Annotated in this window: 22 protein-coding genes and 1 pseudogene; 11 read left to right on the forward strand and 12 right to left on the reverse strand. The window is 57.0% G+C overall.

All coding sequences use genetic code 11. The features are described 5' to 3' along the window. The first annotated feature begins 129 nt into the window (after window positions 1-129). A complete protein-coding gene (locus V6S97_RS05130) occupies window positions 130-762 on the forward strand; it encodes a TerC family protein (RefSeq protein WP_003507682.1) in 633 nt (210 codons plus the stop codon). A 470-nt stretch (window positions 763-1,232) separates the two neighbouring features. Here V6S97_RS05130 and V6S97_RS05135 read toward each other — a convergent pair whose 3' ends face one another. Both V6S97_RS05135 and V6S97_RS05140 read right to left on the reverse strand, forming a co-directional pair. Then, complete coding sequence (locus V6S97_RS05135; protein WP_003507680.1) at window positions 1,233-1,601, reverse strand: MliC family protein; 369 nt, start codon at window positions 1,599-1,601, stop codon at window positions 1,233-1,235. A gap of 640 nt (window positions 1,602-2,241) precedes the next feature. Further along, window positions 2,242-2,691, reverse strand: a complete 450-nt coding sequence (locus V6S97_RS05140) for a hypothetical protein (RefSeq protein ID WP_003507679.1) — start codon at window positions 2,689-2,691, stop codon at window positions 2,242-2,244. 299 nt (window positions 2,692-2,990) lie between these two features. On the opposite strand from V6S97_RS05140, the gene V6S97_RS05145 reads away from it, so the two are divergent. Both V6S97_RS05145 and V6S97_RS05150 read left to right on the forward strand, forming a co-directional pair. Further along, window positions 2,991-3,317 (forward strand): BA14K family protein, encoded by a 327-nt coding sequence (locus V6S97_RS05145; protein WP_003507678.1) that lies wholly within the window; start codon window positions 2,991-2,993, stop codon window positions 3,315-3,317. Between the two features lie 117 nt (window positions 3,318-3,434). After that, window positions 3,435-3,629: a hypothetical protein gene (locus V6S97_RS05150; RefSeq protein ID WP_003507677.1), complete on the forward strand. Its 195-nt coding sequence runs from the start codon at window positions 3,435-3,437 to the stop codon at window positions 3,627-3,629. A gap of 58 nt (window positions 3,630-3,687) precedes the next feature. Here the strand turns inward: V6S97_RS05150 and V6S97_RS05155 are convergent, their stop codons facing one another. From V6S97_RS05155 to V6S97_RS05165, 3 genes are all read right to left on the reverse strand, one after another. Then, the gene (locus tag V6S97_RS05155) at window positions 3,688-5,538 is read right to left on the reverse strand and encodes an ABC transporter ATP-binding protein (RefSeq protein ID WP_334426208.1); all 1,851 of its coding nucleotides are present in this window, start codon (window positions 5,536-5,538) and stop codon (window positions 3,688-3,690) included. Window positions 5,539-5,850: 312 nt separating this feature from the next. Further along, the gene (locus tag V6S97_RS05160) at window positions 5,851-6,876 is read right to left on the reverse strand and encodes an SAM-dependent methyltransferase (protein ID WP_334426209.1); all 1,026 of its coding nucleotides are present in this window, start codon (window positions 6,874-6,876) and stop codon (window positions 5,851-5,853) included. Further along, entirely contained in the window at window positions 6,873-7,661 is a 789-nt protein-coding gene (locus V6S97_RS05165; protein WP_334426210.1) for a DUF1295 domain-containing protein, read from the reverse strand. The genes V6S97_RS05160 and V6S97_RS05165 overlap by 4 nt, the downstream gene beginning before the upstream one ends. A gap of 189 nt (window positions 7,662-7,850) precedes the next feature. Here V6S97_RS05165 and V6S97_RS05170 point away from each other — a divergent pair, with 189 nt between their 5' ends. The 7 genes from V6S97_RS05170 to V6S97_RS05200 all read left to right on the forward strand — a co-directional run bounded on the left by V6S97_RS05170 (window position 7,851) and on the right by V6S97_RS05200 (window position 13,547). Next, window positions 7,851-9,224 carry an NAD(P)/FAD-dependent oxidoreductase gene (locus V6S97_RS05170; protein WP_060723325.1) on the forward strand — a complete coding sequence of 458 codons (1,374 nt, stop codon included), beginning with the start codon at window positions 7,851-7,853 and terminating at the stop codon, window positions 9,222-9,224. Further along, entirely contained in the window at window positions 9,221-10,039 is an 819-nt protein-coding gene (locus tag V6S97_RS05175; RefSeq protein WP_060723326.1) for a DUF1365 domain-containing protein, read from the forward strand. Before V6S97_RS05170 ends, V6S97_RS05175 begins: the two co-directional genes overlap by 4 nt. Further along, window positions 10,026-11,258 carry an SAM-dependent methyltransferase gene (locus tag V6S97_RS05180; protein WP_003507666.1) on the forward strand — a complete coding sequence of 411 codons (1,233 nt, stop codon included), beginning with the start codon at window positions 10,026-10,028 and terminating at the stop codon, window positions 11,256-11,258. The genes V6S97_RS05175 and V6S97_RS05180 overlap by 14 nt, the downstream gene beginning before the upstream one ends. A 27-nt stretch (window positions 11,259-11,285) precedes the next feature. Further along, window positions 11,286-11,663: a DUF2147 domain-containing protein gene (locus V6S97_RS05185; protein WP_003507664.1), complete on the forward strand. Its 378-nt coding sequence runs from the start codon at window positions 11,286-11,288 to the stop codon at window positions 11,661-11,663. 77 nt (window positions 11,664-11,740) lie between these two features. Next, window positions 11,741-12,172 carry a DUF2177 family protein gene (locus V6S97_RS05190; RefSeq protein ID WP_003507662.1) on the forward strand — a complete coding sequence of 144 codons (432 nt, stop codon included), beginning with the start codon at window positions 11,741-11,743 and terminating at the stop codon, window positions 12,170-12,172. A 125-nt stretch (window positions 12,173-12,297) separates the two neighbouring features. Beyond that, entirely contained in the window at window positions 12,298-12,840 is a 543-nt protein-coding gene (locus V6S97_RS05195; RefSeq protein WP_087744505.1) for a sigma-70 family RNA polymerase sigma factor, read from the forward strand. Continuing rightward, window positions 12,837-13,547 (forward strand): anti-sigma factor, encoded by a 711-nt coding sequence (locus V6S97_RS05200; RefSeq protein ID WP_334426212.1) that lies wholly within the window; start codon window positions 12,837-12,839, stop codon window positions 13,545-13,547. Before V6S97_RS05195 ends, V6S97_RS05200 begins: the two co-directional genes overlap by 4 nt. 85 nt (window positions 13,548-13,632) lie before the next feature. On the opposite strand, the gene V6S97_RS05205 is transcribed toward V6S97_RS05200, so the two are convergent. The 4 genes and pseudogenes from V6S97_RS05205 to V6S97_RS05220 all read right to left on the reverse strand — a co-directional run bounded on the left by V6S97_RS05205 (window position 13,633) and on the right by V6S97_RS05220 (window position 16,465). After that, window positions 13,633-14,673 carry a sensor histidine kinase gene (locus tag V6S97_RS05205; protein WP_003507655.1) on the reverse strand — a complete coding sequence of 347 codons (1,041 nt, stop codon included), beginning with the start codon at window positions 14,671-14,673 and terminating at the stop codon, window positions 13,633-13,635. 4 nt (window positions 14,674-14,677) lie between these two features. Further along, window positions 14,678-15,676 carry an ATP-binding protein gene (locus V6S97_RS29160; RefSeq protein ID WP_442886022.1) on the reverse strand — a complete coding sequence of 333 codons (999 nt, stop codon included), beginning with the start codon at window positions 15,674-15,676 and terminating at the stop codon, window positions 14,678-14,680. 288 nt (window positions 15,677-15,964) lie between these two features. Beyond that, window positions 15,965-16,255, reverse strand: a pseudogene (locus tag V6S97_RS29165) (CHASE3 domain-containing protein); the annotation flags it as partial. Further along, window positions 16,256-16,465, reverse strand: coding sequence for a hypothetical protein (locus V6S97_RS05220; RefSeq protein WP_334426214.1), 210 nt, complete (start codon window positions 16,463-16,465; stop codon window positions 16,256-16,258). It abuts the pseudogene before it with no gap. Window positions 16,466-16,583: 118 nt separating this feature from the next. Here V6S97_RS05220 and V6S97_RS05225 point away from each other — a divergent pair, with 118 nt between their 5' ends. Next, complete coding sequence (locus tag V6S97_RS05225; RefSeq protein ID WP_223564862.1) at window positions 16,584-17,009, forward strand: response regulator; 426 nt, start codon at window positions 16,584-16,586, stop codon at window positions 17,007-17,009. A 53-nt stretch (window positions 17,010-17,062) separates the two neighbouring features. On the opposite strand, the gene V6S97_RS05230 is transcribed toward V6S97_RS05225, so the two are convergent. The 3 genes from V6S97_RS05230 to V6S97_RS05240 are packed head-to-tail and all read right to left on the reverse strand — an operon-like array spanning window position 17,063 to window position 20,727. Next, the gene (locus V6S97_RS05230; RefSeq protein ID WP_003507649.1) at window positions 17,063-18,055 is read right to left on the reverse strand and encodes a sensor histidine kinase; all 993 of its coding nucleotides are present in this window, start codon (window positions 18,053-18,055) and stop codon (window positions 17,063-17,065) included. A 13-nt stretch (window positions 18,056-18,068) separates the two neighbouring features. Next, complete coding sequence (locus tag V6S97_RS05235; RefSeq protein WP_003507648.1) at window positions 18,069-18,524, reverse strand: response regulator; 456 nt, start codon at window positions 18,522-18,524, stop codon at window positions 18,069-18,071. Continuing rightward, the gene (locus V6S97_RS05240) at window positions 18,517-20,727 is read right to left on the reverse strand and encodes a sensor histidine kinase (RefSeq protein ID WP_111792329.1); all 2,211 of its coding nucleotides are present in this window, start codon (window positions 20,725-20,727) and stop codon (window positions 18,517-18,519) included. The genes V6S97_RS05235 and V6S97_RS05240 overlap by 8 nt, the downstream gene beginning before the upstream one ends. Window positions 20,728-20,948: the final 221 nt, after the last annotated feature.

A 20,948-nucleotide genomic window follows, 5' to 3' on the forward strand; every position in this document is an offset into this window, starting at 1 on the left:
GATGGCTTAAGTGCATTCCATCGCCGCGGGGAGACGGGCGATTGGAATCCGGCGCGCGCGCCATCCCATGCCATATCTCGATCCGTCGCTTTTCCCTCGCGACATCTCTATCCGTTTCAGGACTATCCCATGGAAATCTTCACAGCCGCCGGTTTCACGGCATTTTTGCAGGTCATTGCAATCGACCTCGTTCTGGCGGGCGACAACGCCATCGTCATCGGCCTTGCCGCCGCCGGTCTGCCCGCTCATCTTCGCCGCAAGGCGATCCTGGTCGGCATCATCGCCGCCACGGTTCTGCGCATCGGCTTTGCCGCCGTCACCGTCCAGCTTCTTGCCATTGTCGGCCTGCAATTGTTCGGCGGACTGCTGCTCGCCTGGGTGTGCTGGAAGATGTGGACGGAACTGCGTGACGCCGCAGGTTCCATCGAAGACGAGGTGACCGACGAAGAGGCCGACCTGACCAAGGGTCACAAGACCTTCTTCCAGGCCGCGACCCAGATCGTCATCGCCGACGTCTCCATGTCGCTGGACAACGTCCTTGCCGTCGCCGGCGCTGCGCAGGAACACGTGACGGTGCTGATCATCGGCCTCGTCGTATCGATCGCGCTGATGGGCCTCGCCGCCAACTTCGTCGCCAAGCTCCTGCACCGCTATCGCTGGATTTCCTACCTCGGCCTCATGGTCATCATCTATGTGGCGCTCAACATGCTCTACCACGGCACGCTCGAGGTTCTGCCTTATATCCAGGCCTATCTCGGCTGACACCGCCAGTAGAAACGCTTTTGCACAAGGCCCGGAAACGCCAGTTTCCGGGCCTTTTTCGTGACCTGCGACCGTCAAATCCCTCACCCGGTTTCGCCGTTGCAGAACAGGAAGAATCAATCGTCGCAATTGCTGCAACATCAGGAGAAGACAGGGAAATCGTGAATTCTCGCTGGTGGTTTCTGACAGTTGAGGTCAGCCACGGGCAAGCCTAGGGAGCTAGTCAATAAGTCATAATAATAAAAAGAAAGGTAAAGCTGCCAATGGCTTATGACTGGAGCGGCGGTCGTACCCGCCGCCTTCGCAGGGTGAGGCTCGGTGTTGTCGCCAGCTCTCTTATCCTGCTGGCGCTTCTTGCGTCGCTCGTTCTTGGCTGAACGCGCCGCGCGCGCACTCCCACGCTGACCGGCGGCATGGCAAGGTTTTCAGGAACCGCCCTGCCGCCGCTCCTTTGAGGGAAAGTCCAGCGCTCAGGATTTCTTCACGTCCACGCAATGAACCGGCTTTTTCATCTCCGGGTCCGCCATCAGATCGTAAAGATCCGCCTCGTCACCCTTCGACCACCAGACATAAATACCGCCCTGATATTTGGCGCCCGAGGCCGAAATGACATTTGCGGCGACCGTCACGCCATCCTTCAGCCCCAGTCGCACGAGGCTGACCTCGCCCGCATTAAAATAGACGGCCTCCACCTTGTCGGCGACGCATTGATAGACGGTCTCCACCTTTTCGACCGTCGTGTCCTTCGGAAGCGGAATCACCAGGTCTTCAGCCATGGCGCCGGTAGCGAGCGATACGGAGAAAGCTGCAAGAGATATCGCGGCAACGGTTTTATTCATGATGATCCTTTCCTGATGTGACCGGATCATAAGGTCATGCCAGCAAAGCCGAAATGGGGCCGCCGCCTCGCGCCTATCAAATTTCCGGGAAAGCCAACCTTGCAAACATGCGGCAGATCTATCGCCGCACAGGCCATGCGGGTACCTTCATTCGGGCCGGCAAACTGCGGCGAAACCTATCGAAACAGCCAATAAACGACGCCAAGGATCACCGTCCACATCAGCAGCGATATGGCCAGCACCGTGAGATAGTTTCGAAATCGTCTGGTCATCCGCCCACATTGCCGGCGAGCCGTCATCGGACAGCCGTAGCCGTTGAATTGCTGGATGCGGATCAAGCCGCAGGGTCAACTCGTTCTATCAATAGATTGAATCGCAAGCCATTCGCAGTTTTTACCCGCCCTAAAACGGGGTTGCCTCATCTAGCGAGTTTCACCCCATCGAGAAACAGGTTCATCCGCGAACAGGTCCTGATCGCGGATGGGCCGTCATATCCTCACATGCCAGCAAGGGCAGCGAAGGAGCCATAGGCAAAGGCGATGCGGGGCAAACGATCGCGACCGAACGGCCTACGCGTTATCCGAATCTATCTCGGATAACGCGCCAATACCGGAGCAGCGGATCGGCCCGCCGCCCTGCCTCAGCTCTTCAGGGCCGTGTTGCACAGGCTCCAGTAACCGCCGCCCTTCTGGATCCATTTCAGATCGCCGAGCGTGCCGTCACTCTTGTTCTTGTGGTAGGAGTCGACGCAGGTTTTCAGGCGGGCCTTTCCGGGCGTCTCGCTTGAATATTTCTTATCGATAGCACTCGGGAAAGCGACGCCCTTCGGGGCTTTTATCGTCGCTTTTGCGGGTTCTTTTTCGGTGGTGGCCGCGACCTGCTTGTCGTCGGCCGCATCCTCAGCGGCCGCCTCGCTGCCGCAGAACTTGGCGCGATAGTCGTTCCACTTGACGTCCTTGGCGGACCCGTCGGCTTTCGCCGCCTGATACTTCACGCTGCACTCCTTCATGGTGAGTGCGGCTGCGGGGGAGACGAACGCCGCCGATGCCAGCAGCGCAAAGGATGAGAGAATGACAACCCTGTTCAACATTGAAGACTCCCGTGTGCATGATTGCCGGCCGACTATCTGACCGGATTTTCCGCTTGTCAACGAGCAGTGCGGTAGAGACGGAAACTCAGATCGACGGGGCACGGCACTTGCTCACCGGACACACCATCTTCGTGGTGAAGCCGGCACGGCGCCGTCATCTTGAAGACCCCGTCGCAGGAGCCGGATGCATCCCCAGCACCCAATCCCAAGAATCACGTGTTCGTGTGAGGTCAACCCTTCACCGGAACGAATTTCTTAAGTTTTCGTTAGCATACCGAACGAATAACGAGGATTTATCGATGTTGAGGATGCCGAAGACTATCTCCGCGCTCGCTCTTGGCGTCGCAATATCTGCCGCTTCCGTCGTGCCCGCCCATGCTCTGAGCCTCATACAGCCGGCCTATGAGACACAGGAACAGGCGCAGACTTCAGACCAGCGGGGCTATCCCGCCTCAGCCTTTGCGGCAGGAAAAGGCGAAGAGGCCACGCCCAACGGTTACGCCCTGTCGCAGGCCGAGATCAACCATGTAAAATGGTGTGCGACGCGTTACACATCCTACCATCCCACCGACAACAGCTATATGGCGGCTGGCGGCACACGGATGCAATGTCTCTCGCCCTATTGATTCGGCTGCGGCCCGGGCCGCGCCGTTTCCGACAAGATAAAATTTACCTTAAATTCTACCGGTTTGAACCTTTCTCCCATCTGGCCATTTGAACCGTGTGCCAACGGAGAAAACGCGATGTTGTGGAATCTGGAAAAGCTTGAGCAGGAACGAATTGACCTGATCGAGGTCATTACAGCCCTGCGTCGCGTGGAGCGTCTGTCGAAAACGGATCGCACCTCGATCTTTGAGGAAATCACGGCGCATATGGGAAGGCTGAGCGAACTGGATGCGGAGAAACTGCGAATCCAGTCAGCGCTCGATGCAGTCTGAACGCTCGCCACGCCAACCGGCTTATCGCCTCGGCGTCCCCCAATGCGGCGTCTGCTGATCACTCGTCTTCCGGAATAAACCCGCCGATCTGGCGTTTCCAGAGCCGCGCAAACAGCCCGCCCTGCTCGACCAGTTCCTCCGGCCTGCCCTCTTCGATAATCCGGCCATGATCCAGCACGATGATCCGGTCCATTCGTGCAATGGTCGACAGGCGGTGCGCAATGGCAATCACCGTTTTGCCCTCCATCACCAGATTGAGCTTGTCCTGAATGGCGGCTTCGGACTCGCTATCAAGGGCGGAGGTGGCTTCGTCGAGGATCAGGATAGGCGCGTCTTTCAACAGCACGCGCGCAATGGCGACCCGCTGCCGCTGCCCGCCGGAAAGCTTGATGCCACGGTCTCCGACAAAAGCGAGATATCCTTTTCGCCCCTCACTATCGGCGAGATCGGCGATGAAGGCATCGGCCTTCGCCACTTTCGCCACCTGCTCCACCTCCTCCCGCGTCGCCTCTGGTCGCCCGTAGCGGATATTGTCGCCAACCGACCGGTGCAGCAACGCCACATCCTGGGCAATCACCCCGATATTGCGGCGCAGGCTCATCTGCGTGACCTCGCGAATATCCTGACCGTCGATGCAGATGGCGCCATCCTGAATGTCGTAAAACCGCAGGAGCAGATTGACCAGCGTCGTTTTTCCCGCGCCAGACAGGCCCACCAGCCCGACCCTCTCTCCCGCGCGGACCTTGAGCGACAGATCATCGATCACCGGTCTGCCGGACTTGTAAGCAAAGCGGATATGGTTGAAATCGATATCTCCACGCGCGACATTCAGCTCCGCCGCACCGGCCCTGTCGGTAATGGTCGGCGGCGTCGTCATCACAGGCATGGCATCCTTGATGGTGCCGATCGCCTGGAATATCTGCTGGCCCATCTGCAGGAAGGTGAATGTGTGCCCTGACAGCCGCTGCAATATATAGACCGCGCCGACGAATTCTCCGACCGTGATGAAGCCCTTCACCAGACCGGAAAACCCCACAGACAGGATCGCCAGCCACAACGCCATGTTGAGCGCAACCACGACCAGCTCGGACGCGCGGTAGACACGCTGCTCCCTGTGCTGCGTCTGCACCGCCTTCATCAGAATGCGGCGGATTGCGCCCGCCTCGCTGTCTTCGGCTGCAAATTGCTTGATCATCTGCATGTTGCTGTAGAGATCGGTAATCGCGCCCGAGACAAGGCTCTTTTGTTTCGCCGACCGGCGTGACCGTTCCGTGAAGACGGGAGCCAGTTTGACGGCGAGAACCACATTCAGCACGATCCAGATGAACACCGGCAGCGCCAGCTGCCAGGACAAGGCGGCAAGAAGCGCAAGAGAGCCGATCATCTGCAGCAGAAAACGCGGTCCGATCTGGAATGCGTTAATGATCTGCTGCTGAACGGCTGACGAGACCTGCGAAAGACGCGAGGCGACCTGTCCGGCGTAGAGCTCATGGAAAAATGCCAGATCCTGCCGCTCCACGGCCTTGTGGCCCTGCCACTGGATGGCCACCGGCATGGCGATGCCGAGCGTGTGCGAATTGAGCGTATTGAGAAGAAACGAAGCCACCGGCATGGCGGGAAAGATCAACAACCCAAGGACGGTAAGCAGCGGCCATTCATCGCGCAGAAAAGCCTCCGCCCCCTGCGCCGTCACGCCATCAACGATAACGGACAATCCCCAGATGATCGACAGGTTGATGGCCTCCACCGCCATGGACGACAGGGCAAGAGCAATGAGGACGCCGCGAAACATCCCGATGAAATGCAGCAGCACCGCGACGGGGCCTTTCGACGGCAGTGGCCGGAAGGGAATGCCGAGCGGCCGTATCAGCGTCTCGAAAGGGCGAAAAATCGTATCTGAAATCGACATGGGCCTCTCGAATCGCAGTTTGGCATCGACGGGGAGGAATCAGCTACGCGTCCGGCATGGAACCATGACCGGCCCTTGACCTCAATTGTAAAGAATAGCTGGTGCGCGCCTTGGCGCGCGCCCTGAACATGCGTGAAATGAAAGGTTCGCACGACCGTGCCGATCATCGGCAGGTCGAAGCAGCGAAAATGATTGCGGGTGAACATGCCTGCAATGGAGAGCAGACAAGGCAAAACGGCGCAAAATCAACGTTTAACGGTTGTCTTCGATTTTCAAGGGCGAACACAGCGCCTTTTTTTTAGTGTTTCGAACTTAACTGGGCATCAGAAGGTAATGTCCGACACCCCAGACCTCCCCACCCTGATGCCCGAACAGCCCGGCGGTTGCGAGGAAGAAAAGTCGCCAGCGGCGTTCCCACAGTCTCGCGTCGTTTCCGTAAACGCGCTTCAGGATCGGCCGGACACGGTCAATCTCCCGGTCAAAATTCGCCAGCCAATCAAGAGCTGTCCGTCGATAATGTAGACCGGACCATCGCCAGTCCTGTTCTACAGTGAAAATCTTCCCAAAACGATGGGGAAGATCGAAGGCAGGCATGATACCGCCGGTGAAGAAGTGCCGGGCGATCCAGTCTGCCGGATTATTGTGGTCAAAACGGTAGGATCGGTCACGGTGGTTGAAGACGTGCAGGAAGAACCTGCCTTCCGGCTGCAGCCAGGAACGAACCCGCTCGAATAACATCTGCCAGTTCGACATGTGCTCGAACATCTCCACCGACACGACTCGATCGAAACGATTGCCTGTCGTGAAATCATTCATGTCGGCGGTTACCACCGAAAGGTTGGAGAAGCCGCGCTCCCGGACGCAGCCGATTATGTAGTCACGCTGCGATGCTGAGTTCGAAACGGATGTGATCCGCGCATTGGGAAATCGGCCCGCCATATACAGGGAAAGCGAACCCCAACCGCAGCCGAGTTCCAGAATATCCATGCCATCACGCAGCCCGGCATGGGCCACTGTCTCGGAAAGCGCCACGGTCTCGGCTTCATCCAGCGTCGTCGTGGCGTCGGGATAATAACAGCAGGAATATTTGCGCTGCGCTCCGAGAACCAGCGAGAAAAACTCCGCTGGGACTTCGTAATGTTGTCTGTTCGCCTCGTCGGTGTGGCTGGCTATGGGAAACGTCGCCATATCCTTCGCAAAGGCCAATTCGGCATCATCGGGAATATTTGCAAGCCGCCGTTTCGTTCGCACGCAGAGCATATCTATACTGGCCAGTGTGACCGCGTCAGTGAGCGGTGCGCGTTCTGCGGCATTGATGGCGAAGGCGAGCATATTCATGGCGTTTCCTCGTTCTTGCGCGGGCCCGGAAAGAAGGCGTTGACGCGGCGTTGCAGGACGCGGAACCTCTCTCCGCGCGATTTCAGCATGTGCTCTTCAAGCGGCGGAATGCCGGAGACGTGGACGAGCAGCCAATACATCATGATGGGTGCAGCAAGCGACGCCCAGGACAAGACCTGCTCCTGAACGGCGAGCAGCGGGAAACTGCACCAGAAAAGCCATTCGAAGAAATAATTGGGATGGCGGGAATAACGCCAAAGGCCGGTTTCACAGACGCCGGTTTTTGCTTCCGGCGTTTTCCTGAATTTTGAAAGCTGGGCATCCGAGAGCGCTTCACCGGCCAGTGCGGCAAAAGCGACCGCCGTGGCGAAAATATCGATGAGACGCGGAAAACCCTGGCCGTTGCCGGCAGCGAGATAAACCGTAAGAACGAGCACGAAAGCGGCAATGGCCTGTATCTGGAGGAAGATGAAAAGTCTGAGAGGGGCTGCGCTGCCCCATTGCCTGATGAGCTTTGCATAACGGGGATCTTCTCCGCCGCCCTGCGTGCGCATGCCTATATGCCCGGCAAGTCGCAACGACCAGACGACGACAAGGGAAAATACGACCGCGCGCCGCCAGCCGTCTCCTTCCGCGAATAAAACTGCCGAAACTCCGCCAAACCCGACACTCGCCGACCAGACGGTGTCGATCCAGCCGCTAGAACCGGTTGCTCTCTGCAGCGCCCACGCGCCTGCCATCAGAAGCGACATGAGAATGGCAAGCGTCAGGATCACAGACAACATCACTACTTCACTCACGGTTTGAACAGATGGAGACCGGGTTTCGTGATGGCAAATACGACCGAACCGGCAAAAGAGTTTCAGGTTTCGGAAAAGATTCCAAAAAAACACCAGCCGCTGAAACTTATCCGCCCCCTCCCTCGTATCTGCGCTGTCCCAAGGCAAATTTCTGTAATGCGATGGCGAGGATAGATGACCGACACGGAAACGAGACAAAAAGATAGCCGGTACCGCATCGCAATTGTGGGAACAGGAATTTCCGGCCTGTCGGCAGCGTGGCTTTTGTCGAAACGGCACGATGTCACGGTCTTTGAGGCGGCTGATCGCGTCGGCGGCCACAGCAACACGGTGACATTCGATACGGATAAAGGACCGGCTCATGTCGATACCGGGTTCATTGTCTATAACGAGTGGACCTATCCCAATCTCACCGCGCTTTTTCGAACGCTTGACGTACAGACCGCAGCGTCGAACATGTCTTTTGCCGTTTCCCTCGACAATGGCGACTTTGAATATTCCGGTGGAACCGGTCTTGGCCTGCTGGCACAGAAGAGAAATGTGCTCAGACCACGTTTCTGGGCGATGGTTGCGGACCTCCTTCGGTTTTACCGCAATGCCCCTCGCGACCTGCATTTGATGGGCAATACATCGCTCGACGAATATCTCACGCACAACCGGTACGGATCGGCGTTCCGCGACGATCATCTTTACCCCATGGCGGCAGCCATATGGTCCACGCCGGCCATGGAGGTCGGCCGTTACCCGGCTGCGCATTTTATCAAATTCTGCCGCAATCACGGCCTGCTGTTGCTGCGCGATCGACCGGTCTGGCGCACCGTTGTCGGTGGCTCGCGCGAATATGTAAAACGCATCACGGCGCCATTTGCGGATCGAATTCGCCTCTCGACACCGGTGACACGCATTCGCCGCCTTCCGCGCGGCGTCGAACTCACCACAGCGGACGGGAAAACTGCTCGCTTCGATGACGTGGTGATGGCAACCCATGCAGATCAGGCGCTGGATATGCTCACGGACGCCTCGCCCGCTGAACAGCGCATCCTCGGCGCCTTTGGCTATACGAAAAACCGCGCCGTGCTTCACACCGACAGCAGTTTCATGCCCCGTCGCCGCGCTGCCTGGTCAAGCTGGAACTATGTTGCCGATACGCGCATTAAGGCGGGCCAGCCAAGCATCACATACTGGATGAACAGGCTTCAGCCGCTGGGAGAAACCCCGGACACTTTCGTAACGCTGAACCCGGTCCGGGAACCGGATCAAGGAAAGATCATCGCCGAGGAAACCTATCACCATCCCGTTTTCGACGCCGGCACAGAGCAGATGCGTCAGGAGCTTTGGGCTTTGCAGGGCCTGCGAAACACCTGGTTCTGCGGCGCTTATTTCGGATCGGGTTTTCACGAGGACGGACTTCAGGCCGGGCTTGCGGTTGCCGAAGATCTAGGCGGGGTGACACGGCCATGGAAGGTTGCCGACGATAGCGGCCGGATCATTCGCCTGGATTTGAAAACCATTGCGACGGACACGAAACTCATGGAGGCGACAGCATGACGCCTCCCTTCACGTCAGCGCTTTTTCCGGGCAATGTGACCCATGCGCGCTTCAAGCCGAAAATCCACAAACTGGCCTACCGGATTTATTCGCTGCTTCTCGATCTCGATGAACTTGAGACGCTCGACCGGAAATTGCGGTTTTTTTCCGTGGACCGGTTCAACCTCTTCTCTTTTCATCGCAGGGACCGTGGCGACGGCAGCGCGATTGGCCTGCGCCGGCAGATAGAGACAGCGATGACGGCGGCGGGTATCGCCGTGGATGGAGGGCCTATTCGCCTTCTCACCATGCCGCGCCTGCTCGGCTGGGCTTTCAACCCTCTGAGCGTGTTCTTCTGCTATGGGCGCGACACGTCGCTGAAAGCCATCCTCTGGGAGGTGGATAACACCTTCGGGCAACGGCATTCCTATCTGATCCCGGTGGAGGCCGGCAAAGAGACCGAGATCGTCCAGCGATGCGACAAGGCTTTCTATGTCTCGCCCTTCATGGACATGGACCTACGTTATGTTTTCCGCGTCATTCCGCCAGGTGACAGGTTGAAGATCGTCATCGAAACTTTCGACGATGACGGCGTGGTCCTGACGGCCCGTCATCTTGCCCGGCGCGTCGAGCTGACCGATCGCGCTCTGCTCAAAGCCTTCGTCACCATCCCGTTCCTGACGCTCAAGGTCGTTCTCGGCATTCACTGGGAAGCCCTTAAAATCTGGCTGAAAGGCGTGCGGCTCAAAAAACGTCCGCCGCCGCCCGCCGAACCCGTCTCATTCGTTCATCCATCATCGTCGCAAATCGAGGCCAGAATTCATGACCCCGTTTGAAAATCTCTCTGAATTATCGACGCAGGGCACTCGCCTCAATGGTCGTGCCGGCATGGGCACATGGCTCATCAGCCGGCTGCTGAACAATATCGAGCGCGGCCGACTGCGCGTAACCCTTCCTGGCGGTGGAAACATCGAAAAATCGGGCGATTCGGAAGGTAGCGAAGCCATTCTCGTGCTGCATAACTGGCGGGCCATCCGCAGGCTGCTCGTCAACGGCGATATCGGCTTTGCGGAAGGTTTCATCGAAAATGACTGGTCTACGCCTGACCTGACAGCGCTCATCCGTTTCGCCGCTCAAAATCGCGAGGCATTTGCAAGGTCGATGCGCGGCAGCCTGCCCATGCGTCTCATCAACCGGCTTGCACACGGGCTGAATGCCAACACCAGACGCGGCAGCCGCCGCAATATCGAGGCGCATTACGATCTTGGCAACGAGTTCTACCGGCAGTGGCTCGATCCCACGATGCTCTATTCCTCGGCGATTTTCGACGAAACCACCACCAGCCTTGAGGCCGCGCAACGCAAGAAACTCGAGCGCATTGCGGAGAAGCTACAGCTGACCGGAAATAACAACGTACTCGAAATCGGCTGCGGCTGGGGTGCACTCGCCATCCATCTCGCCACGCAGCACAATACAAACGTGACCGGCATCACCCTTTCCCCCTCCCAGTTGCGCTGGGCAGAAAATGCGGCGGAGAAAGAAAACAACGCGGGCCGGATCGATCTCAGGCTGCAGGATTACCGCGACGTGCAGGGTCAATTCGACAATATCGTCTCGGTGGAAATGTTTGAAGCTGTCGGCGAAGCCTATTGGCCAAGCTATTTCGAAACGCTGAAACGCTGCCTGAAACCCGGCGGCCGTGCGGTGCTGCAAATTATCTCCATTGAAGAAAGCCGCTTTGACACCTATCGGCGCAAGGCCGATTTCATTCAGAAATACATCTTCCCGGGCGGTTTTCTGCCCTCCGATTCAGCGCTTGAAAAAGCCATGGGACAAACCGGCCTGAAACTCACGGAGACGGAGCTTTTCGGCCAGTCCTATGCGCTCACACTGTCGGAATGGCGCCAGCGTTTTCACGCCCGATGGCAAACGATTTCCCTGCTTGGCTTCGATGAGCGCTTCCGGCGGCTGTGGGACTATTACCTCTGCTACTGCGAAGCGGGTTTTGCCGAGGGAACCATAAATGTCGGCCTATACACGATAGAACACGGATGAGGCGGGGCGAACAAGCGGAGAAAGACAATGAAAATCAGCAGATTGGCAATTGTACCCGCCCTCTTCCCGACGCTGGCGGGCCTCGGTGCGGCAGCAGGCGAGATTGACGGAAACTGGGCGCGCGGCGACGGCAAGGCGAAAGTGCTGATCGCGCCCTGCGGCGAGAAAATATGCGCCACGAATACATGGATCAAACCTGGCACCGCAAAAGAAAAGACCGGTGATCGCCTGATCATGGACATCAAGCAGAGCGAGGCGGGCAGCTATTCCGGCACCGCCTTCGACCCGCAACGGGAAAAATCCTACAAGATAACGGTGACGGTCGCGGGCAATAACATGACCACGAAAGGCTGCATCGTCGCCGGCCTGCTGTGCAAGGGCATAAGCTGGACCAGGATCGACTAGCGCATACTCAAATCGCTTCTCTTTATTCTCGTCATCCCGAAAAAAACGTCGCCTGATCAAAGGCAAAGGAAACACCGATGAAGACATACCTTGCCGCTTATTCCTTCACCCTCATCGCATTTCTGGTGATCGATTTCATCTGGCTGAGCACCATGGCGTCGCGTCTTTACCGGCCAGCCATCGGCGATCTTCTGGCGGAAAATTTCCGCCTTGCTCCGGCAATCGTCTTTTATCTCATCTACGCCGCCGGCCTCACTTTTCTCGCCGTTCGTCCGGCTCTGATTTCGGGCGAATGGACCACGGCTCTGCTTTATGGCGCAGCGGTGGGCTTCATGGCCTATGCCACCTATGATCTGACCAATCAGGCCACACTGAAGAACTGGTCCACCACCCTGACTGTTGCCGATCTACTGTGGGGAACCTTCGTCTCGGCGGCAGCGGCCATCATCGGTTATCTCGTCACGGTCCGCCTCATCGGCCCGCTTGAAAACTCGGCGGGTCTGTCATGACACTTGTCATAACCTGCGGCTTGCGCCCGACGCTCAAAGGGAGTCCATGTAGCGAACGCCCCAAGCATCTCTTGTCTTCTTCCGAAAGACGACCCTATAAAGGAAGGACAGCAAGGAAGGTTCGAATGCAGGGCAAAGAGATCGCAGCGCTTATCAACCGCGTCGGCATGGGTGATCGTTCAGCATTCGTCTCGCTTTACCAGGCAACAAGCCCGAAGCTTTTTGCGATCTGCCTAAAAATCCTGCGGGACAAAATGGAAGCCGAAGAGGCGCTGCAGGAAATCTATATCAAGGTCTGGCAGCGCGCCCGAACATTTGCCGTAAGCGCCGGCAAACCGGCGACATGGCTTGCCACCATCGCCCGCAACCACGCGATAGACACCATCCGTGCGCGTAAACCCGCAAGCGATGACATTGACGAGGCCTATGATCTCGTTGATGAGAGCATCCGCGATCCCGAGCAGCAGGTCGTTCTGGTGGATGAAGGCCGCAGGATCGATGACTGCATGCGGGAACTTGAGACTGTGCACGCACAGGCGGTACGTCGTGCCTATGTCGAAGGTTTGAGTTATCTTGAACTCGCCGACGAATTGCGCGTGCCTCTGAATACGGTCAGAACCTGGCTCCGGCGCAGTCTTCTCAAACTCAGAGAGTGCATGCAGCGATGACAACGGGCGACCAGAGTGGCGGAATGCACACGCGCGACGAAATCCTCGCCGGCGAATATGTGCTGGGCGTTCTGCCGCTCGAAAAGCGCCGCGAGGTGGAAAGGCGCATCCAGGACGAGGAAGCCTTCGCGCAACTCGTGCAGCGCTGGGAAACGGAGTTTTCCGACTTCAACGCCGAGTATCAGGAACAGACACCGAGCCCGACTGTCCTTGCCCGCATCGAAGAGCGCCTGTTTGGCAGCAGGGCTGTCAATACCAATGGCAGTCTCTGGAACTCCGCGCCTTTCTGGCGCTGGATATCAGTCGCCACCAGCGCAACCGCCGTCGCTGCCGTCGTCTATGCTGCGTTCCCCGACCAACGGCCGGATACCACCCCGCTTGTGGCCGAGCTTGCGACAACCGACAGTCAGGTCAATCTCCTCGCGTCCTACGATGCGGAATCGGGCCGGATGCGTATCGTACCGGTCGCAACCGGCAAGATGGACGAAAAATCATTGGAATTGTGGCTCGTCATGGATGGCGGCAAGACCCGCTCGCTTGGCGTTTTCCAGCCGGGCACGAACGGCGACCTCATCATTCCCGCCGACATGCGCGGCACCATAACGGATGGCACGACCTTCGCAATCAGCGTGGAACCCTTCGGAGGCTCTCCGACCGGTCAGGCAACCGGCCCAGTCATCGCTATCGGCACCGCGCGGCATCTGTGAGGTTTCAAACCGGTTTTAGCATCGCCTGAGCGAAGCTTCTGCGCGACTCTCATTATTGGCGCTGGTGAGAGCGGAAAATCAATCCTTACCGCTTCTCATGCCATGTCATAGTAAAACGCGTTCCCTGCCTCAGCTCGGGATGTGTATGGGTCTGCTCGACACGTGCACCGATATTCTGCGCCATCGCCATGATCAGCTTGGTACCGAGGCCTGTGCCACGCGGAGTCGAATCCGACGACACGCCGACGCCGTCATCTTCCACCAGCAGAACAAACTGCCCACTATCCTCGGAGAGTTTGACGCGAACCGTACCGGTCTGGTCAGGATAGGCATATTTCAGCGCATTGGTCAGAAGCTCGGTAATGATGACACCAAGCGCCACGGCATGATCAGCCTTGAGATCGATTTCGCAAAGCGAAGTCTCGACCGTGACGGAAGAAGAGCCGGGCACCGCCTGGAACAGGTCGCCGATGATAGAGGTCAGATAGGAACTCAGGGAGACCAATCCGACATTGGCGGTATTATAGAGGCTACGGTGCACGCCGGCGATGGCCGAAATCCTGCTTTGCGTTTCCAATAACGCGGTTTCCGCTTCCTGCGATTTCAGGGTGTTTATTTGCAGACGGATCATCGCCGACACCAGCGATAGGCTGTTCGCGACACGATGGTTCATCTCCTTCACCATCATTTCCGCGTGCTCTTTGGCCTTTACCAGCAAACGATCGGCCTCTTCCTTCGTTTGGCGCAGGCGATGGTTTTCCAATGCCTGCTCGATGGCTGTAAGCAGAAGCGGAAAGAAGTCGTCCCCGACATTCTTGATGACGTAGTCGGCAGCACCCGCCTTGAGCGCGTCTATGGCGATTTGGGCCTCGTTGGACCCCGTCACATAGAGAACTGGCGCCCTTGCCGGTATCGTCTGGATCGCGGCAAGAAATTCCATGCCCGTCGCGGTCTGGAAATAGTGATCGAGAACGACAACATCGAACTGCCCGTTTTGAAAAAGCTCGAGGCCGGAAGCTACGGAGGTGGCATGAACCACCTCCATACCGTGACGACCGAGAACGCGGCTGGAAAGCCGCGCCAGAGCCGGGTCGTCATCGACATACAAAACGCGCAAAGCCATCATGCCTTCAAGGTATCTGAATTACGGAAAAGAACAGGCCGAGATTTTTGATGGCATTGGCAAAGCCCTCATAATCGACCGGCTTGGTTATATAAACATTCGCGCCAAGATCATAGCATTTCTGAATTTCAGTCTCGTCGTCGGTCGTTGTCAAAACCACCACGGGCAAACGGCGTGTATATTCATTGCTCTTGATCTGCTCGAGAATATTGATGCCCGACATGTCGGGGAGATTGAGATCGAGCAAGACGAGAAGATAACGGTCCTTGCTGACAAGCCCATCCCGACTTTCGCCTAATATAAAGTCCAGCGCCTTGGCGCCGAGCGTAAAAGGCACGATTTCGTTGTTCACGCCGGCGCGCCGCACGTTTTTCTCGATCAGCCGAGCATGGCCTTCGTCGTCTTCGATCATCACGAGCGAACGAACATGCGCAAGACCAATGCCCTCTCCCGGCTGATCCTGATTGCCCGCCCGCCGAAAGAGCTCAAAAACCCGTTCGAGGTCCTGTTCGCCAATACCGCGCCCGTTGTCGGCGACTTCGATACAAATAGCTCCACGTCCAGCCGGATAGGCCCGGGCCGTCAGTCTCAGCGGGCGGCCAGGCATCTGGTATTTCACCGCGTTATCGAAGAGATTTCCGAGTATCTGATCGAGAGATATCCGGTCGGTCACGATCGTCAGCTTCGGCGTGTCGACTTCGATCTCGCCGCCATTGGCGTTGATCTGGTGGCGTACCGTCTCAGACAGTGACGAGAGCAACGTTTCTATGTCGACTTTCTCCGGCTGCAGCTTTCGCTGGCCGTCGCGGGATATTTTCAGGATAGCGTTGATCAGCTGATCCATTTTGCGGGTGGACGAGCGGATGAAGCCGATAGCCTCTGGAATATCCTCTTCAACCGCCAGCCGCGCCTCACGAATAACGTCCTCCGGGAGAGACTTGCCATCTGCGAGAACATAACTCGTTACCGGCTTCAGCGAAGTATCGAATTCGGATAGGAAGCCCATGATATTGACGAGCGGCGCGCGCAGGTCATGCGTCACGATATATGCGAAGCGCTGAATTTCCTGATTGGCGCGGCGAAGATCCCGCGTTCTTTCCTCGACACGTTCTTCAAGATGACGATTGAGTTCATCGACATCCTCCCGCGACCTGTTCAGGGCACGGATATAGGTGAAGACAAGGAAGATCGAACCACCGACCACAATGAGGATAGCGAGCGCACCGCCGACCGTTACCCAGCGCAGCTTATTGGCAGCCCCGAGTTGATCCGCAACGATGATGCGCAGGCGATCATCTGTGTCCGATTGCAGGTCCGACAGAATACTCCTGATCTCGTTCATGAAGCGTTTGCCGTCATTATTACGGACGACCTCAACCGCCTCCGTTATTCGGCCCGAACGCTGCAAATCGATGGTCTCACGGGTTTCAGCCAGCTTCGCGTCGATTGTCTGCCTCAAACCCGAAAGAGACTGCTTGTATTGCTCGTCTTCCGTCAGAAGATCGAAAAGTCTTGACTGGCGTTGGGGCAAGCCACGCAGGGCTTCTTCATAAGGCACGAGATAATCGCGATTATTGGTCAGCAGCTATCCCCGCTGGCCGGTTTCGATGTCCTGCATCGTCGTCAGCACATCCAAAACAGCGGCACGAAAACGTCGGAGTTCCGCTGTTTCCTGGGAATAGCGGTTATTCACCTGCACCAGCCACAACGACATGGAGACCATGCCAATCAAAATCGCAACACCCACGGCAAGCATCAAAAGGCTTCGTTGGGCAAACGGTGAAAAACCAATCACAGAAATACATTCCCGGTAGGCACGAATTAAAGTTGCAAACTAGAATACGACGACATCAGAGGCGACTGTTTTCTTTTTATTTATGGAAGGAACCAGTTTGGGACTTAGGGGTTTTGCAATGTTGATTGGCAGTGCCCGACTGAGCCGAACTGACGAGAATGCGATAACGATGAGCTATAATTTCCAGGGAAAACAAATCCTCGTATTGGAGGACGACGCGCTTCTGGCGATGGATATGGAGGATTTTCTTTCCGATCTGGGGGTCAACGTCGTCGGGCCCGTTTCGCACATTGGCGCGGCCTTGGAAAAAATAAACGCCACTGATCTGGACGGCGCAGTCATTGACCTCAATCTGAGAGGCGAATTGTCCTTCCCGGTCATCGAGGAGCTCAAGGCGGCAAATATCCCTTTCGTCATATGCAGCGGATATGCGGAAATACCCGGAGTGCGTGCGCAGCTGGACGGGCTTACCGTCGTCTCCAAACCCTGCGATTTCGACAATCTCTCGCATGTTCTGGCAAATGAGTTTTTACTGACCAACTAGGGCGGGGCTAATCTCGGTCCGGTGCCCCAAGCCGCTTCTTTTCATGTGGCGACTTAGTCCAGGGGAAAGATGACCTGATATTGCAGGCCATCGCGGTCGTAGCGAATTTCACTTTCCGCTTGCAATTCGTATTGCGCGCCCCTTGTTACAAGGGTGGTTCCAAAGCCCGTGTCTTCCGGCATTGAGACCGGCGGGCCTCCGCTTTCCCGCCACCGCAGATTGATACGGTCGCGTCCGTCTCCGTCACGAAGCTTTTTCCAGACAACGTCAACCTTTCCGTTCGCACCGGAAAGGGAACCGTATTTCTGCGCGTTAGTCACCAGCTCGTGCAGGATCATTCCCAGCGCCAGAGCGGATTTTGGCGATACATGAACGCCATCCGGACCGTCGAGTTCGACCCTGCTCGTGAAGGTATTATGCGGCTCGATCGCGCGCTTCACGACATCTCTCAAATCCGTCTCACCCCAATTGCTCTGAAAAAGCAGGGCGTGGCTTTCGGCCAGAGCGCTTACGCGGGCCACCAGCCGTTCCTGATAATCCTCGATCGAGGTGCTGCCTTTCGCCGTTCTGCGGATGATCGATATGACCATCGCCATCGTATTCTTGACACGATGGCTTAGCTCGCGGACGAGCAGCTCCTTGTGCAGCTCCGCCCGTTTTCGCTCCTGTTTCTCCCGAGCTTCCGCCAGGGCGCGCTCCACAGCGGATGGCAGTCTCACAAGCCGTTGCTTGAGGACGTAGTCCGTCGCGCCGCGCCGGAATGCATCGATGGCCGCATCCTCACCTAAAACACCGGACACGAAAATGAACGGCGTATCGGGTCTTGTCGCCATAACGACATCGAGCGCCGACATGCCATCGAAGTCCGGCAAAGAGAAATCCGCGAGAATGATATCGAACTGCTGTTTTTCCAACGCCTCGATGAACGATGCCTTGCCAACGGCCCTCGTTACCGCAGGCGGCGTCGAAAGACGTGAAAGCTGTTCTTCGATCAGTTCGGCATCCACCGAACTGTCTTCGAGGAGAAGAAGTCTGCTTGCCTCCATTCGCGACACAGTCTCATCCGCCATTGCGATGTGCACCCGGCGGCGGTTCGTTCAGGAGAGCCCAGAAGACGCCAAGATCCTGTATAGCCTTGAAGAACTGGTTGAATTCCACAGGCTTGACGACAAATGCGTTCACGCCGAGTTCGTAGCTCCTGACGAGATCCTGTTCTTCTCGCGACGACGTCAGCATGACGACTGGAATATGCCGCAAGTGATCGCTGCCCTTGACCGTCTGCAAAACCTCAAGCCCGTCCACTTTCGGGAGTTTGAGATCAAGAAGAACCACGGCCGGATCACCGCCCGGGCGGTTATGATAGCTACCGGTTACATTCAGATAGTCGAGTGCTTCCGTACCGTCGCGTGCCACCACCACCTCATTCGCCAGCTGGCATTTCTCAAGAGCGGTCAGCGTTAGTTCCAGATCGCGTGGATTATCTTCCACCAGCAGAATGGGTCTGAGTTCAGGCAATTTTTTCCTCTTCAACTTTCGTAACCGGCAATGTGAAGAAGAACGTGGCTCCCTCACCGACAGTTCCCTCGGCACCGACCAAACCGTGATGGCGTTCGACAATTCGTCGGACCAGCGCAAGTCCAATGCCCGTTCCCTCGAAATCCTCTACCCGCTGCAATCTCTGGAACACACCAAAAAGCTTGCTGTAATAGGCCATATCGAAGCCAACACCATTATCTTCGACCGAGTAAGTGACGTCGTCCTCGGTTTCGACCGCAGAAATAGTGATGATCGAGACCGGCTCCCGGGACGAATATTTGATGGCATTTTCGATGAGATTGTACCAGACCTGCCGCAGCAGGGTCGCATCCCCGAATATCACCGGCAACTCGCCGATGCGCCACTCGATCTCGCGATCGGCAACGGCGTGCCCGAGAGAGCGACGAACTTCGCTCACCACCTTCTGCATATCCACCGGTTTCAGGGACAGTTGCGTGCGACCAAGCTGTGAGAAATTCAGGAGATCATCCACCAGCCTGCCGGCGCCCAGCGCCGCCTCTGATATCATCTGCAGATAATGCGAGGATTTCTCGTCCAGGGCATTGCTGCGCTCCCGCAACAACTGCGCAAACCCGACGATATGACGGAACGGGGCACGCAGGTCGTGCGAAACGGAATAGGAAAAGGCCTCCAACTCTTTATTGGTCCGCTGCAATTCCCGCGTCAGATCTGCCATCTCCTCGGCCTTGCGCAGGACAATGCCGATGATCGCACTGCGAAGCTCCCTCGCTGCCGCAAGCTCGGGCTCCGACCAGGGAGATGACGTGTTGCGCAATTGCTCCTTCCAGATTTCAAAAGACTTGCGGGGATGAATGCGCCCGCTCTCCTGCACCGTCTTGTGCGGATCACCGCCCCAGCGTACCGTTTTTATGACTTCCGGCCGAAACCAGATAAGCCAGCTGCCGTGCAACTCCGAAACCCGCATCGCAATAATTCCGCTTGCGGTGGCGGCATAGGCCTCAGCGGCGGCGTAATCGCCGGATAGGTTGTCGGTTGCAAAAACATCGGCAACGTCCTGCTCACCGAGCCATAGGACAAGCTCTTCAACCTGCTGCCGTGACGGCGTCCTGCCGACCAGCTCATAGTCGTCGCCGAGGACGAGTGCCGCGCCGTCCGCTCCCACCTGTTTCAGCAGGTCGTTTTTTTCATCGTCACCCGCAAGCAGTCCATCAACCCATTTTTCGGCAGCAGCCATCCCCTTCAGCAGGCGCGCCTGAATGTGGCCAAGCTCCACCCGGCGGGATGCATCCTGGGAACTCTGCTCCATGGCGATCCGCATCGACAGGAGCTGCGCGGCAAAATCGCAGGCTTCACGGACGGCAAGGGATATCGAATGGGGTGTAGCGTGGTGGCAGGCAATCAAGCCCCAGAGAGCGCCATTGACGATGATCGACACCGACATCGAAGCGGCCGTACCCATATTGCGCATATATTCGAGATGAACCGGCGACACACTGCGAAGCTGAGAAAAGCTCATATCGAGCACTGCTCCCGTTTCCGCATTCACCGGCGGCCTGATCGGGACGGGCTTATAATCGACATCGGGAATCATTCGCAGGCGATTGATGGTGTAGAGCTGCCGCGCCTGCGGCGGGATATCGCCCGCCGGAAAGCGAAGTCCGAGATAAGACGGCAAAGTCCCGCTTCCGGCTTCCGCCACGACATGACCGCTCCAGTCCAGTCCGAAGTCATAGATCAGCGTACGATCATAACCGCTGATCAAAGACACCAATTGCGCCGTCCGAAAAAGCGCGTCCTCCAGCGACGGCGCGCTGTTCAGATATTGCGCCAGATTCGTAAGTTCGCCCATCAGCTTTTCAGCCGACTCGCCCTCTCTTGCCTTTTCGACCTCGAGAATAACCAAAGTCCCGGATCGATGCGCCGAAACAACGAGTTTCTTTTCAGCCCATGCATATCGGAAATTGCTCTCTTCGCCGGAATACCAGGCGGAAAGTTCAGAGATGAACGGCAAGATTGTTTCGGTGACGACGGTACCGATTGGTAAGGCCGCATCAATATAATCGGCAAGATTATCGCTCGCCTGCACAACGGAGAGTTCCCGCGCGGACAGAACCAAAAGGGCTCCATGTTCCTGAATAGCACCGGGAATGTGGATGGGCTCTGCGCCGCAACTATCCAGTTTCGGCGTATTTGAACTCATAACTTTCTCCAGCCGCTCTTTTTGCGAGAACGTTCGACCTGCTCAAAAGATGCGGCCAACCTATTGATTATTGCGGGGATGTAAACGCTCGTTTTCGCAAAATTGCCGAATGATTTCCACCGGATTTCCGGTTACGCAAACGTAGGACGTTCACGCGGCCATAGATTGAAACAATCACGCGATAAGAAATCCGGGCGCTGGCGCAGCAAAATCGGCGCTTG

The organism is Agrobacterium sp. CCNWLW155 (assembly GCF_036888815.1).
GTDB classification, from domain to species: domain Bacteria; phylum Pseudomonadota; class Alphaproteobacteria; order Rhizobiales; family Rhizobiaceae; genus Agrobacterium; species Agrobacterium radiobacter.

Coding starts and splice junctions, on each gene's coding strand:
- V6S97_RS05130 (WP_003507682.1), top strand. CDS start 130: ATGGAAATCTTCACAGCCGCCGGTTTCACGGCATTTTTGCAGGTCATT.
- V6S97_RS05135 (WP_003507680.1), bottom strand. CDS start 1,601: ATGAATAAAACCGTTGCCGCGATATCTCTTGCAGCTTTCTCCGTATCG.
- V6S97_RS05140 (WP_003507679.1), bottom strand. CDS start 2,691: ATGTTGAACAGGGTTGTCATTCTCTCATCCTTTGCGCTGCTGGCATCG.
- V6S97_RS05145 (WP_003507678.1), top strand. CDS start 2,991: ATGTTGAGGATGCCGAAGACTATCTCCGCGCTCGCTCTTGGCGTCGCA.
- V6S97_RS05150 (WP_003507677.1), top strand. CDS start 3,435: ATGTTGTGGAATCTGGAAAAGCTTGAGCAGGAACGAATTGACCTGATC.
- V6S97_RS05155 (WP_334426208.1), bottom strand. CDS start 5,538: ATGTCGATTTCAGATACGATTTTTCGCCCTTTCGAGACGCTGATACGG.
- V6S97_RS05160 (WP_334426209.1), bottom strand. CDS start 6,876: ATGAATATGCTCGCCTTCGCCATCAATGCCGCAGAACGCGCACCGCTC.
- V6S97_RS05165 (WP_334426210.1), bottom strand. CDS start 7,661: ATGTTGTCTGTGATCCTGACGCTTGCCATTCTCATGTCGCTTCTGATG.
- V6S97_RS05170 (WP_060723325.1), top strand. CDS start 7,851: ATGACCGACACGGAAACGAGACAAAAAGATAGCCGGTACCGCATCGCA.
- V6S97_RS05175 (WP_060723326.1), top strand. CDS start 9,221: ATGACGCCTCCCTTCACGTCAGCGCTTTTTCCGGGCAATGTGACCCAT.
- V6S97_RS05180 (WP_003507666.1), top strand. CDS start 10,026: ATGACCCCGTTTGAAAATCTCTCTGAATTATCGACGCAGGGCACTCGC.
- V6S97_RS05185 (WP_003507664.1), top strand. CDS start 11,286: ATGAAAATCAGCAGATTGGCAATTGTACCCGCCCTCTTCCCGACGCTG.
- V6S97_RS05190 (WP_003507662.1), top strand. CDS start 11,741: ATGAAGACATACCTTGCCGCTTATTCCTTCACCCTCATCGCATTTCTG.
- V6S97_RS05195 (WP_087744505.1), top strand. CDS start 12,298: ATGCAGGGCAAAGAGATCGCAGCGCTTATCAACCGCGTCGGCATGGGT.
- V6S97_RS05200 (WP_334426212.1), top strand. CDS start 12,837: ATGACAACGGGCGACCAGAGTGGCGGAATGCACACGCGCGACGAAATC.
- V6S97_RS05205 (WP_003507655.1), bottom strand. CDS start 14,673: ATGATGGCTTTGCGCGTTTTGTATGTCGATGACGACCCGGCTCTGGCG.
- V6S97_RS29160 (WP_442886022.1), bottom strand. CDS start 15,676: ATGGGCTTCCTATCCGAATTCGATACTTCGCTGAAGCCGGTAACGAGT.
- V6S97_RS05225 (WP_223564862.1), top strand. CDS start 16,584: ATGTTGATTGGCAGTGCCCGACTGAGCCGAACTGACGAGAATGCGATA.
- V6S97_RS05230 (WP_003507649.1), bottom strand. CDS start 18,055: ATGGAGGCAAGCAGACTTCTTCTCCTCGAAGACAGTTCGGTGGATGCC.
- V6S97_RS05240 (WP_111792329.1), bottom strand. CDS start 20,727: ATGAGTTCAAATACGCCGAAACTGGATAGTTGCGGCGCAGAGCCCATC.